This window comes from Duganella hordei (assembly GCF_040369125.1).
Taxonomy (GTDB): domain Bacteria; phylum Pseudomonadota; class Gammaproteobacteria; order Burkholderiales; family Burkholderiaceae_D; genus Rugamonas; species Rugamonas hordei.
The window spans coordinates 178,309-191,157 of the sequence record NZ_BPWI01000005.1 but is presented as its reverse complement, the minus strand read 5'-3'; the positions used below and the strand labels follow the sequence as shown (position 1 = coordinate 191,157).

The 12,849-nt window shown below is 65.5% G+C and carries 14 protein-coding genes; 7 read left to right on the top strand and 7 right to left on the bottom strand.

Going from position 1 to position 12,849, the window contains the following annotated elements; translation table 11 throughout:
- Positions 1-4: 4 nt before the first annotated feature.
- From ABWW33_RS13965 to ABWW33_RS13950, 4 genes are all read right to left on the bottom strand, one after another.
- Positions 5-427 carry an ExbD/TolR family protein gene (locus ABWW33_RS13965; protein ID WP_353402260.1) on the bottom strand — a complete coding sequence of 141 codons (423 nt, stop codon included), beginning with the start codon at positions 425-427 and terminating at the stop codon, positions 5-7.
- Between the two features lies 1 nt (position 428).
- Positions 429-1,049, bottom strand: a complete 621-nt coding sequence (locus tag ABWW33_RS13960; protein ID WP_353402258.1) for a MotA/TolQ/ExbB proton channel family protein — start codon at positions 1,047-1,049, stop codon at positions 429-431.
- 76 nt (positions 1,050-1,125) lie between these two features.
- Complete coding sequence (locus ABWW33_RS13955) at positions 1,126-1,794, bottom strand: response regulator (protein ID WP_353402256.1); 669 nt, start codon at positions 1,792-1,794, stop codon at positions 1,126-1,128.
- Between the two features lie 12 nt (positions 1,795-1,806).
- Complete coding sequence (locus ABWW33_RS13950) at positions 1,807-3,375, bottom strand: ATP-binding protein (RefSeq protein ID WP_353402254.1); 1,569 nt, start codon at positions 3,373-3,375, stop codon at positions 1,807-1,809.
- 154 nt (positions 3,376-3,529) lie between these two features.
- Here ABWW33_RS13950 and ABWW33_RS13945 point away from each other — a divergent pair, with 154 nt between their 5' ends.
- Positions 3,530-5,098 (top strand): cytochrome C, encoded by a 1,569-nt coding sequence (locus ABWW33_RS13945; protein WP_353402252.1) that lies wholly within the window; start codon positions 3,530-3,532, stop codon positions 5,096-5,098.
- Here the strand turns inward: ABWW33_RS13945 and egtB are convergent.
- Entirely contained in the window at positions 5,085-6,347 is a 1,263-nt protein-coding gene (egtB, locus tag ABWW33_RS13940) for an ergothioneine biosynthesis protein EgtB (protein ID WP_353402250.1), read from the bottom strand. The two genes, ABWW33_RS13945 and egtB, sit on opposite strands and share 14 nt — an antisense overlap.
- A 9-nt stretch (positions 6,348-6,356) precedes the next feature.
- The gene (gene egtD / locus ABWW33_RS13935; protein ID WP_176653795.1) at positions 6,357-7,364 is read right to left on the bottom strand and encodes an L-histidine N(alpha)-methyltransferase; all 1,008 of its coding nucleotides are present in this window, start codon (positions 7,362-7,364) and stop codon (positions 6,357-6,359) included.
- 171 nt (positions 7,365-7,535) lie between these two features.
- On the opposite strand from egtD, the gene ABWW33_RS13930 reads away from it, so the two are divergent.
- The 6 genes from ABWW33_RS13930 to ABWW33_RS13905 all read left to right on the top strand — a co-directional run bounded on the left by ABWW33_RS13930 (position 7,536) and on the right by ABWW33_RS13905 (position 12,045).
- Positions 7,536-8,411, top strand: coding sequence for a putative selenate ABC transporter substrate-binding protein (locus ABWW33_RS13930; protein WP_176653794.1), 876 nt, complete (start codon positions 7,536-7,538; stop codon positions 8,409-8,411).
- Positions 8,412-8,418: 7 nt separating this feature from the next.
- Complete coding sequence (locus ABWW33_RS13925; RefSeq protein WP_353402248.1) at positions 8,419-9,240, top strand: phosphonate ABC transporter ATP-binding protein; 822 nt, start codon at positions 8,419-8,421, stop codon at positions 9,238-9,240.
- Positions 9,240-10,067, top strand: a complete 828-nt coding sequence (locus ABWW33_RS13920) for a PhnE/PtxC family ABC transporter permease (protein WP_353402246.1) — start codon at positions 9,240-9,242, stop codon at positions 10,065-10,067. Before ABWW33_RS13925 ends, ABWW33_RS13920 begins: the two co-directional genes overlap by 1 nt.
- 8 nt (positions 10,068-10,075) lie before the next feature.
- Entirely contained in the window at positions 10,076-10,855 is a 780-nt protein-coding gene (phnE, locus tag ABWW33_RS13915) for a phosphonate ABC transporter, permease protein PhnE (protein ID WP_353402245.1), read from the top strand.
- A 29-nt stretch (positions 10,856-10,884) separates the two neighbouring features.
- Positions 10,885-11,580, top strand: coding sequence for an ABC transporter ATP-binding protein (locus ABWW33_RS13910; protein WP_353402243.1), 696 nt, complete (start codon positions 10,885-10,887; stop codon positions 11,578-11,580).
- A 177-nt stretch (positions 11,581-11,757) separates the two neighbouring features.
- Entirely contained in the window at positions 11,758-12,045 is a 288-nt protein-coding gene (locus tag ABWW33_RS13905; RefSeq protein ID WP_008447145.1) for a hypothetical protein, read from the top strand.
- Between the two features lie 107 nt (positions 12,046-12,152).
- Here ABWW33_RS13905 and ABWW33_RS13900 read toward each other — a convergent pair whose 3' ends face one another.
- Positions 12,153-12,752, bottom strand: coding sequence for a YdeI/OmpD-associated family protein (locus tag ABWW33_RS13900; RefSeq protein ID WP_353402242.1), 600 nt, complete (start codon positions 12,750-12,752; stop codon positions 12,153-12,155).
- Positions 12,753-12,849: the final 97 nt, after the last annotated feature.

The window sequence follows — 12,849 nt, the reverse complement described above, 5'->3', positions numbered from 1 at the left end:
GGATTCAGTTCCGCGTGCGCATGGCGATATTGTGCAGGCCTTCGATCTGGCACAGGTCCATCACGCGCACGATGTGCTGGTAGGCGGCCTGCTTGTCGCCGTCGATGCGGATACGGGTGCCGGCATCGGCCGCCGCGACGGCGCGCAGGCGCGAGTGCAGGCCCTGAGCCGTTACCGCCTCACCTTCCAGATACAGCTTGCCGTCCCGGCCCACGCCGATGATCAGCGGACGCGCGTTGTCGTCCGACTCCTCCAGCGCATTGGACGACGCCGGCAGCGTGATCGGCAGTTGCTTGTCCTTGCGCTGCGTGGTCTGCTGCTTGAACGACGTCGCCACCATGAAGAACATCAGCAGGAAGAAGATGCAGTCGATCAGCGCCGTAAGGCCGATCTCCGGTTGATCCTCGTCACCCAGGTCGATGCGCATGCTACGCGGCCTCCCGCGCGGCGATGAACCAGCGACTGATCAGGCGGTTGACTTGCTTTTCCAGTGCCAGGCCATACAACACCACGCGGCTCTTGAAATAGTGGTGCAGGCACAGGGCCGGCAGCGCGACGCTGAGACCGGCGGCGGTATTGATCAGCGCCTTGGAGATGCCGCCCGCCAGCAGCGCAGGATCACCCATGCCACCGGCATAGGCGATGACGTGGAAGGATTCGATCATGCCGATCACGGTGCCCAGCAGGCCGACGATGGGCGCCACGGTGGCGACGACGGCCAACGGCTGCGCCTTCTGCTGGTGCTGGCGCATCTCGATCGAGGCCAGGTCGCCGCAACCGGCGGAGATGATGGCCGCGCTTTGGTGGCGGTGCTCGACCATGTATTCCACAGTGCGCGCCAGGGTGCTGTCGCTGGCGGCCAGCACCGCCTCGATCTCATCGAATTTTCCGGCGTCCCAGAGCGGCTCCAGTTGCTGCGCCAGTCCATCCGGTACGATATATTTGCGGCGCAGGTGCGCCAGACGCTCCAGCGCTACAGCCAGGGCCAGTACCGACAACGCCAGCACCACCACCATTGCGGCGCCGGCATGGGTGATTTGCTCGGTCAAATCCAATTCCTGCATGATCGGCGCCCTAGTATGAATGAGGCAGCCATTATCAATTACTTTATATTTATTGGCAATCTCAAGCCAGTTCGAAACGATAGCCGACGCCATACACGGATTGCAGGCACTCGGCGTCCGGCAACTTGCGGCGGATGTTCTTGATGTGCGAATCGACGGTGCGGTCGCCGATGTCGCGCTGGTCCTGGTGGGCGAAGTCCAGCAACTGCTGGCGGGTGTAGACCCGGCTGGGATTCTCGATCAACTCGGCCAGCAGCCGGAACTCCAGCGGCGTCAGCGCGAGCGCCGCGCCGTTGTGCAGGATGCGCATGCCGGGGCGGTCGATCTGGAATGGCGAGACCGCAACGACTGACGCCGTGCCGTTGGCTCCCCCGCTGCGGCGCAAATGCACGCGTACCCGCGCCACCACCTCGCGAGGACTGAACGGTTTGCAGACATAATCGTCGACGCCATTGTCCAGGCCAAGCAAACGGTCGATCTCGTCGACGCGCGCAGTCAGCATGATGATGGGGATTTGCGAGAAGGCGCGCACCTCGCGGCACACGCCGATGCCGTCCAGCTCCGGCAGCATCACGTCCAGCAGCACCAGGTCGAAGCCGCCGCCCCGGATGGCCTCGACCGCACTGCGGCCGTCGGCCACGCTGCGGGTCTGCCAGCCTGCGGCGCCCATGTAGTCCGCCAGCAGCGCGGCGATCTTGACGTCGTCTTCAACGATGAGGATATGGGCCACGGCCTGCGTCTCCTATTTTGTTAGCGGCAGGCGGACCAGCACTTTCAGTCCGCCCAATACGGATGCGGCGGCCCCGACGGTGCCTCCGTGCGCCTCCACCAGCGCCTTGCAGATCGCCAGACCCAGCCCGCTGCCGCCTCGCTCGCGCGTGCGGGCCGCATCCACCCGGTACAGGCGCTCGAAGATGCTGCCCACCACGTCGGACGGCACGCCGGGCGCGCTGTCCTCCACGGTGATCTCGGCATAGCCGGCGGCGCTGGTCAGCGCCACGACCACGTGGCCACCGGCGTCGGTGTAGCGCAGGCTGTTCTCCAGCAGATTGGTGACCACCTGCTGCAGGCGTCCGGCATCGCCCGTCATCATCACGGGGGCGGCCGGCAGGCTCCAGCTCAAATCAAGGCCGCACTTCTGCGCGCGCGGCTGGTAGCGTTCCAGCGTCGGCCGCAGCAGCTCGGCCAGGTTCAGTTCATGCCAGTGGTATTGCAGATCGCCCGCATCCGCCATGGTCAGTTGGTGCAGGTCGTCGACCAGCTTGTTCAGGCGCAGCACCTCGGCATGCAGCGACTGCAGCGCGTTGCCGTCGGCCTTGCGTATGCCGTCAAGCAGCGCTTCGATTTCGCCGCGTATGACCGTCAGCGGCGTGCGCAGCTCGTGCGACACGTCGGCCAGCACCTTGCGCCGCCGGCGTTCGCTCTCCTCCAGCGCCTCGGCCATGGCGTTGACGTGCAGCGCCAGCTCGGCCACCTCGTCCCGCGACAGCAGCGGCGCGCGGGCGCTGAATTCGCCGAGCGCCAGCAGGGCGGTGACGTCGCGCAGCGCCGCCACGGGCCGCAACAGGTGGCGCGCCAACCAGATCGCCGCCAGGATGGCCAGCCCGACCAGGACGGCGGACAGCAGCAGGATCGATCGCAGCTGCTCGCGCAGGAAAATGGTCGCGCTGGCGTCGACGCCGCCGGTCTCGCGCAGCGGCATCAGGCGCATGTGGCCGACCACCACGCCATCCACCTTGATGGCGCGTTCGGCGCCGACCTTGATGTCGGGAGGTCCGATCAACTTGCCGCCCTGCGCGTCGGTGATGGAGATGCGCGAGGCGAAATCCATCGGATCGTTGCTGCGCGGCGGCGGAGCGGCGGGCCTGGGCTCGGCCTCGGCGGGCGGCGGATCCGCCTCCGGCGGCGGCGGTTCGCGGCGCGGTGGCCTGGCTTGATAGGCATACGCTCCGCCTTGACCGTCGTCCGCCGGGGGCGGGCCGGCCCGGCGCGGCGGCGGTGGACGGCGCTCGCGGCGCGGACGGTGCGTGTCGCCGTCCGGCTCGAACACCTGGCTGATCGGCGTTATCCTGTTCAGCAACTCGCCCAGCGCGCGCGGCTTCCCTCGCAGCCAATCCCAACTGCCTTCGGTGCGATAGCGGTCCTCCAGCAGCTCGCGCAACTGGTCGAAATCCTGGACCTGCAATTCATTGAGATAGGCGACGAAGCCGCGCTTCAGGTTACTGCTGGCGACCCACGCCATCGTCCCCACGCAGAGAAAGACGATAGCGGTCACCGCCAGCGCGATCTTGCGGGCGATGGTCAACCGCATGGCTGGCTCATGGTCGTCATCCCGCCATCATAACCGCCAAATGTGCAGAAAATATGGAGCTTGGCTAAAACGCCACACTACGGTCCGCCTACATTTTTCCCACACAATTGCGGTGCAATCTCGGCCCGTCATCAACAAACAGACGGAGCACACCATGTATCACCGCGTCCTGAACCTGGCTCCGGCCATCGCCACCGCCGCCCTGCTCGCGGCCTGCGGCGGCAGCGATCCGACCGCCGACAGCACAACCGCCAGCGCCGCGCCACGCCTGGCACAGGGCGGCGCACCAGGTGGCGCCGCCACGCTTGCCGCCTCAGTGCAGACTTCCGCGCCGCCCATCGTGCTGGCGCCGGTGCCCAACGACGAAGGCGCCTCCCTCAGTTTCAGCACCGCCGGTGCGGTCGATACCGCCAATCCCTTCTTCAAACCGATGGGCAATGGCCGCTCCTGCGCCACCTGCCACCAGCCGGACAACGGCTGGAGCATCGGCCCGGACAAGCTGGCCGCGCGCTTCGCCGACAGCGCCGGCACCGATCCCGTTTTCCGCCTGGTCGACGGCGCCGTCTCGCCGCTGGCCGCCACGGCCACGCTGGACCAGAAGCGCGTCGCCTACAGCATGCTGCTGACCAAGGGCCTGATCCGCGTCGGCCTGGCCATGCCCGCCGGCGCGGAATTCACGCTGGTGAAGACCGACGATCCGTACAACTACGCCAGCGCCAGGGAGCTGTCGCTGTTCCGCCGGCCGCTGCCGACCACCAATCTCAAATTCGCCAGCAGCGTGATGTGGGACAGCCGCGAAACCCCGGCCGACGCCAATTCAACCGTCTGCCTGAAGGATGTGCGCCCGGCGCAGTGCTACACCGCCGTCGATGCCGGCCTGCTGCACCAGGCCAACGACGCCGTGCGCGGCCACGCCGAAGCGGCGCAGGATTTGACGGCTGCCGAACAGCGCGCCATCGTCGACTTCGAGAAGACGCTGTTCACCGCGCAGATCAGCTCCATCGACGCCGGCAACCTGACCGAGGCCGGCGCCCTGGGCGGTCCCGCGTCGCTGGCCTCCACGGCCTTCTACTACGGCATCAACGACCTGCTGTCCGGCGATTATCAAACCGGCGCGCCGTTCAACCGCAACGTCATGGCGATATTCGGCGCGTGGCGCAACCTGGACCGCCCGGCGCCTCCGCCTCCACCACCGGTGCGAGGCCGTCCCGCACCGTCACCGCCTGCCGCGCCAAGCGCGCAAAACCTGGCCCGCGCCTCGATCGCGCGCGGCGAGCAAATCTTCAATAACAAGCCGTTCAACATCACCAATGTGGCCGGCTTCAACGACGAGTTGCGCCGTCCGCTGCAACGCGGCAGCTGCGCCAGCTGCCACGACGCGCCCAACGCCGGCACGCACTCGGTCACGCGCATGTTCAACACCGGCGTATCGGACGGCGCACGCCGCACGGCCGACATGCCGCTCTACACGCTGCGCAACAACGCCACCGGCGAAACCGTGGCCACCACCGATCCCGGCGCCGCCATGCTGTCTGGTAAATGGAGGGATATCGGCAAGGTGAAGGTACCCAGCCTGCGCGGCATCGAATCGCGCTCGCCCTACTTCCACAACGGTTCGGTGCACACCATCGAGGATATCGTGACGTTCTACGATGCGCGCTTCAACATCGGCTTCACGCCGCAGGAAGCGGCCGACCTGGCCGCCTTCCTCAAGGCGCTGTGAGCCTGGCCAACCGGATGCCCGTGAACTGCCAGCGGGCGCCGGCGGGGAAGAAATTCCGGTAGCTGGCGCGCGCATGGCCCGCCGGCGTGGCGCACGACGAGCCGCGCAGCACATACTGGTTCATCATGAACTTGCCGTTGTACTCGCCCAGCGCGCCCGGTGCGCTCTGGTAGCCGGGATAGGCGGCATAGCTGCTGCTGGTCCATTGCCAGCAATGGCCGAACATCTGCTGCAACCCGTCGCCGTCCGCAGCATCGGCGGCGGCCGGATGCAGCGAGCCGGTCTCCACGTCCGCCTGGGCGGCGGCGAATTCCCATTCGGCCTCGGTCGGCAAACGGGCACCGGCCCAATGCGCATAAGCATCCGCTTCGAACAACGACAAATGCGTGGCGGGCCGGTTCAGGTCCAGCGCCTGCGCGCCGTGCAGCGTGAACTCCAGCCACTGGCCCTGGTCGTCCTGCTGCCAGTAGATCGGGCAGTTCAGACCCTGGCTGCGCACCCAGTCCCAGCCCTCCGCCAGCCACAAGCCGGCGTTGAAATAGCCGCCGGCGGCGATAAATTCCAGGTACTCGCCGTTCGTCACCAGCCGCGAGGCCAGTTCGAACGGCGCCACGTACTGCTTGTGGCGCGGCAGTTCGTTGTCGAAGCAGAAGCCGCCGCCGCGATGGCCGATGTCCGTCAGGCCGCCTTCAAACGGCAACCAGGCCAGCGCCGGCGCGGCCGGTGCCGGTGGCAGCAGCAGATCCATGTACTCGGGCAGCAGCGCGTTTTGCGCCAGCAGGTGCTTGACGTCGGTGAGCATCAGCTCCTGGTGCTGCTGTTCATGCTCCAGTCCCAGCGTGACCAGCATTGTCAGGTGCGCGCGCTGCTCGTCATCCAGATCGCTGGCGACCAGCCGGGCGATGCGCTCGTCGACATTGGCGCGGTAAGCGCGCACCTGCGACATGGCCGGCCGTGTCAGCAAGCCGCGCTGGGCGCGCGGATGCTTTTCGCCGATGCCGTTGTAATAGGAATTGAACAGCACCCGGAACGCAGGATGGAAAGGCTCGAAGCCGGCTTCCATGGGTTCCAGGATGAAGGTCTCGAAGAACCAGGTCGTATGCGCCAGGTGCCACTTGATCGGACTCGCGTCCGGCATCGACTGCGCGCCGCAGTCCTCGTCGGTCAGCGGTTCGGCCAGCGCCAGCGAGCGGCGGCGTACGGTGGCGAAACGGGATTTGATGTCTTGCGGCGGCAGGCGCATGTCCATGGTCGGCTTTCAGTCCGGGATGACCCGGGCATGGATGACGGCGAACCAGTTCGCCGGATCGGTCCACACCTGGGCGGTGGCAAAGCCGGCCCGCTCCAGCAGGCCGACAAACGATTGCCGCGTATATTTATAGCTGTCTTCCGTGTGTATCCGTTCGCCGCGCGCGAAGTGGCGCTCGCCATCGTCCCAACGCACCGTCAGCGCGCTGCGCGCTTCCAGGTGCATCTCGATGCGGCTTTCCGCGGCGTTGAAGAAGGCACGGTGCTGCCACTGGCCGACATCGAAATCGGCGCCGATCAGATGGTTCAGGTGGCGCAGCATGTTCAGGTTGAAGGCCGCCGTCACGCCCAAGGCGTCGTCGTAGGCGGCGTCCAGCACCCCACTGTCCTTGATCAGGTCCACGCCGATCAGCAGGCCGCCATCGGCACCGGCGTTGGCGCGCAGGCCGCGCAGGAAGGCTATCGCCTGCTCCGGCGAGAAATTGCCGATCGAGGAACCGGGATAGAAGAACAAGCGGCGGCTGTGGCGCACGCTGTCCGGCAGCTCGAAGCCGCTGGAAAAGTCCAGCCCCAGCGCCGTCATCTCGATGTGCGGGAAGCGCTGCTGCAAGCGGCCGACCGCTTCGGTGAGGAAATCGCGCGAGATATCCACCGGCACGTACTGCGCCGGCTGCAGCAGCGGGAACAAGCCGGCCGCCTTGGCGCAATTGCCCGCGCCCAGATCGATCATCGTGGTGCCGGTGCCGATGGCGCGCGCCATGTCGGCGCCGTGCGCGGCAAAGATGCCGGCCTCGGTGCGGGTAGGATAATATTCGGGCAGCTCGCATATCGCCTCGAACAGCTTGGAACCCAGGCCGTCGTACAGGAACTTGGGCGAAGTGTGGGCGTCGGGCGCCAGCAAACCCGCGCTGATTTCGGCGATCACCGCCGCGCTGCCGTTGGCGGGCTGCCGCTGCGGCGGCGTGTTGCTTGCGTCGGGCGAAACAACACGGATCGCCGAGGAGCGGGACATCTGCATAAGTGCTCTGCCTTTCAGAGGTGGTCATCCAGCTATGGATAACATTTTTGTTATGATAGCCGAATATCCATTTTGGGGCGCCGCACCAAAAAAAACGGTGCGGCGCTTCACATTCATAGTCACATTAGTCGCAGCAGAAGTACAAATCTTACAAAAAAAGGTCAAACCACCATGAAATTTTTCGCCATGCGTACGATCAAATCCCTGTTTGCCGCCGGCCTGATGCTGGCAGCGGCCCATTCCCAGGCCCAGTCCGCCGACCATGTGTTCCGCGTATCGGCGATTCCGGACGAGGCGCCGACCGAATTGCAGCGCAAGTTCAAGCCGCTGGGCGAGTACCTGGAAAAGAAAATCGGCATGAAGGTCGAGTTTACTCCCGTCACCGACTACGCCGCCTCGGTCGAAGCGCTGATCAACAAGAAGGTCGACATGGTCTGGTTCGGCGGCTTCACCTTCGTGCAGGCCAAGGATCGCAGCAAGAACCAGATCACCCCGCTGGTGCAGCGTGCCGAAGATGAAAAATTCCGCTCGGTGTTCATCACCACAAACAAGGACATCAACAAGCTGGAAGACCTGAAAGGCCACACGCTGAGCTTTGGCTCGGAATCGTCGACCTCTGGCCACCTGATGCCGCGCTCGTACCTGCTGGCCGCCAAGATCAACCCGGATACCGACCTGAAACGCATCGCCTTCTCCGGCGCGCATGACGCCACCGTGGCCGCTGTCGCGGGCGGCAAGGTCGATGCCGGCGCGCTCAACATTTCGGTCTGGGAAAAACTGGTGGCCGAGAAGAAGGTCGATCCGGCCGTGGTACGCGTGTTCTACACCACCCCTGGCTACTACGACTACAACTGGTCGGTACGCACCGATATGAACGCCGACCTGAAGAAGAAGCTGACCGACGCCTTCCTGGCGCTCGATCCGAAGAACCCGCAGGACAAGGTCATCATGGACCTGCAGCGCGCTTCGAAGTTCATTCCGACCAAGGCTGAAAACTACACCGCCATCGAAGCGGCCGCACAGAACGCGGGCCTGCTGAAAAAATAAATCGTCAATGCCGACTTACCAACTGCAAAACCTGACGGTGCGCCACCTGGGCGCATCCAGGGCCGCCGCGCTGCACGCGATCACGCTGACCGTCGAACAGGGCGAGCAACTGGCCCTGATCGGCCCGTCCGGCGCCGGCAAGACCACCTTGCTGGCGACGCTGGCCTGCGCCCACCGGCCCGCCGAAGGCGAGTTCCAGGCCTTCGGCTGCGATCCGTGGCAGCTCAGTGGCGGCGCGCGGCACAAGCTGCGCGCGCAGTTGTTCCTGGCGCCGCAAACCCCTCCGCTGCCGCCGCGCCAGCGCGTGGTGACGGCGGTGCTGGCCGCGCGCCTGCCGCAGTGGAGCCTGTGGCGCGCGCTGGTGTCGCTGTTCAAGCCCGCCGATCCGGAAGCGGCCTGGCAGGCGCTGTCGCGCTTCAACCTGGGCGACAAGCTGTATTCCCGCGTCGACCGCCTGTCCGGCGGCGAGCGCCAGCGCTGCGGCCTGGCGCGCTTGCTGCTGTCGCCGGCCAAGGCGCTGCTGGTGGACGAGCCGCTGTCCGCGCTGGACCCGGTGCTGTCGGAACTGACCTTGGCCACGCTGCGCGACGAAGCACGGGCGCGCGGCGCCACGCTGATCTGCAGCCTGCACCAGGTCGACCTGGCGCTGAAGCACTTCCCCCGCATCGTCGCCCTGCGCGACGGCCGCATCGAATTCGACCTGCCGCGCGACCGCGTCACGCCCGAGATGATCGCCGCGCTGTACCAGGGCGAACCGCCCGCCGCCAGCACGCCGTCGCCGGAACATGAGGCGATGGCGGTCAAGCTGGGCGTCGGCGCATGCCTGTAATGAGCACTGCGGCCACCCATCCCGATCCGGCCTGGCGCGGCCGCGTCGCCATCACGGTAGCCTGCCTGGTCGTGCTGTGGCCGACGCTGGTGGTCACCGAATTCAAGCCGTGGATCCTGTTCGACTGGCAGAGCCTGACCTCCACCGGCCGCTTCCTGGCCGACTTCCTGGTGCCGGCCCACAGTGCCGAATTCCTGGCCATGCTGCTGCGCGAAACCTGGCAGACCGTCGCCATCGCCACCGCCGGCCTGACGCTGGCCCTGCTGGGCGCGATCCCGGCCACGCTGATCATCAACGAGCAGCTGTCGATCTCGCGCCTGGGCACCGGCCGCATACGGCCGTGGGCCCGGCTGGTGCGCCAGTGCGTGCGCTGGCTGCTGGTGGCGCTGCGCAGCGTGCCCGAGCTGGTATGGGCGCTGCTGTTCGTGCGCATCATCGGCCTCGGCCCGACCGCCGGCGTGCTGGCCATCGCCCTGACCTATTGCGGCATGCTGGGCAAGGTCTACGCCGAGATCCTCGAATCGTCCGATGCCCACGCCAGCGACACGCTGCTGGCCAACGGCAGCGGGCGGCTCGCCGCGCTGCTGTACGGCGCCCTGCCGGAAGCGGCGTCCGAGTTGATGTCCTACACCGTCTACCGCTGGGAATGCGCGATCCGCGGCTCGGTGGTGATGGGCTTTGTCGGCGCCGGCGGCCTGGGCCAGCGCATGGATGAATCGATGAAAATGCTGGCTGGCGCCGAAGTATCGTCCATGTTGCTGGTGTTCGTGGCGCTGGTGGCGCTGGCCGACCTGTTTTCCAAGATACTGCGGAGGCGCCTCGGATGAAGCACCAGATGCCCAAACCTCCCGCCCGCGACTGGACCGTGCTGTCGCTGATGGCGCTGCTCGCCGTGCTGATCGCCGCCAGCTTCGCCACGCTGCCGCTGAAGTGGCGCGAATTCTTCACCGCCGAAGCCGTCAACAGCACGATCGAGCTGCTGGCCGGCTTCGCGCCGCCCGACCTGTCGGCGCCGTTCCTGGTCAAGACCGGCTGGGCCACGATAGAGACCATGGCGATGTCGGCGCTCGGCACGCTGCTGGCGGTGATCGCCGGCCTGGCGTTCTCGCTGCCCGCCTCCGGCCGTTTCGGCAAGATGCCACGCGCGCTGATGCGCTCCGCGCTCAACGTGCTGCGCTCGATTCCCGAACTGGTGTGGGCCTCGATCCTGCTGATCGCCTCCGGCCTCGGGCCTTTCGGCGGCACGCTGGCGCTGGGCGCGCACACGGCCGGCGTGTTGGGCCGCCTGTTTGCCGACTCGCTGGAAAACGCCGCGCCGCTGCCGGAACAAACGCTGCGCACCAACGGCGCCAGCGCCGGCGCGGCCTTCTTCTACGCCACCTTGCCGCAAACGCTGCCGCAGATGCTGTCCTACACGCTGTACCGCTGGGAGAACAACATCCGCGCCGCCGCCATCCTCGGCGTGGTCGGCGCCGGCGGCCTGGGGCAGATGCTCAAGTACCACCTGTCGCTGTTCCAGATGCAGAAGGCCGCCACCGTCATCGCCGCCATGCTGCTGCTGGTCGCGCTGGTCGACGGCATCAGCTTCGCGCTGCGCCGCGCCTTGACGCGCTAATCCGCTAATCCTTTCCCCTCCCCGCCCCTATGCTCGAGCTGCGCAACCTGTCCAAATCCTATGCCGGCGGCCGCCCGGTGCTGTCCAAGCTGTCATGGAACTTCAATGCCGGCGAATTCGTCTCCATCATGGGCGATTCCGGCGTCGGCAAATCCACGCTACTTAATTTGATCGCCGGCCTGGATACCCCCGATGTGAGCCCGGACGCGGCGCCGGGCGAATCGCCCATCGTCATCGACGGCGTGGCCATGTCCGGCCTGGACGACGACGCCGCCACCAGGTTGCGCCGCGCGCGCATGGGTTTCATCTTCCAGGCCTTCCACGTGCTGCCGCACCTGACCCTGTTGCAGAACGTCGCCCTGCCGCTGCTGCTGAACGGCCTGCCGACCGGCCGCGCCGGCGAGATGCTGGACGCGGTCGGCCTCGGCGGCCGCGGCGGCGACTTCCCCCACCAGCTGTCCGGCGGCGAAATGCAGCGGGTGGCCATCGCCCGCGCGCTGGTGCACCGACCCGCCCTGGTGCTGGCCGACGAACCGACCGGCAACCTCGACCCCGATACCGCCCACGGCATCCTGACGTTGTTGCGCAGGGAAATCAAAGCCACCGGCGCCTGCGCGATTATGGTGACACATTCGCAAATTGCGGCCGAGATGACAGACAAAATCCTACATCTGTCCAAATCGGGCATACAAGAAACAACAATCGTCAACCCGTTTAAGCAATAAACAAGATAATTTTTTTGTTAAAGGCGCCCATTATTTTCTCAGCGTAGTATTATTAAAATCAACTTGCATGGTTATCAAGAATGTTGAGTTGCGTACCACATTCAGACCAACAATGTGGCCGCTAGCCTTGCCAGGAAACGTTTCATTTTTCTACGTTTTGAGCAAAGGAGGAGCATCATGAACGTACGGCAGAAGAAGCTGGAACTGATCGAAGCCATGAATCGCGCTCGGGCACTGGAACCATCCAGTTTTGTTCCGAACAAGCTTCTGGATACTTTGATTGAAAAAATGAACTTGAAGAACGACGCGGAATTGTGCCGAGTTCTGGAAGTACAGCCTCCCATCATCAGCAAGATCCGACACCGCAAGCTGGCCGTCGGGGCAACAATTTTGCTGCGTATGCATGAAAAGTCCGACATCAGCATACGGGAACTTAAGGATCTGTCGACCGCGTCCATGCATTGAGCAGCTTAGCTGATCTTGCCATGCCAGGCGCCGGCATGCGGTATCCGGCGCCCCTTAATGCGCACTGCGTACAGCCCAAACCCCGCTGAACGCCGCATTGCCCCTCCCTAGCACTTCTCGTATTTCCAATTCCTTGCCTTGCCTTCCGCGATCCATTCGACGGCCTGCTCGCGCCTGCGCGTGCGCGTCGCCTCGGTCTTGGCCTCGGCGATCCATTCGGCGTAGTCGCGCTTCTTGCTCGGGCTGAAGGCCTCGAAATGCTTGTGCGCTGCCGGCACTTCCCTCAGCGCGGCGGCCAGGTCGTCCGGTATCGCCAGCTCGCGCGGCTCGGCGGGCTTGGCGCGCGCCGGCGCGGCGATGCCGTCGTCGTTGAGCTTCATGGCTTTCCTGATGTAGCCGGTCAGCGCCTTCTTCGGCGGCAGGTCCTTGACCGACGCGATGCGGCCGAACTGACCCATCGCCTCGCGGTTGGCTTCCTCGGCCATCAGCAGCTCCGCCTTCCAGAAGTTCAGCGCGCAGTGCGCCTTGAAGGAAGCCATGCTGCACATCATGCCCTTGTACATAAAGTGCGGGAAGCTCCACTTCATCGTTTCCTCGACGTCCGGGCAGGCGGCATGCACCACCGCGCGCAGATGCTCGAGGATGGGCTGGGCGAAGTCGGCGGACTTGGCGATGTAGGCGTCTACGCGGGGATCGAGTGTGGGCATGACGATGCTCGGCTGGTTGTTGTGTGCATCAATATACCAAAGCCCGATGGCTTTATCAGCATTTGGTATGCGCTAGCCCGCGCGTCCGGCTTCCGCT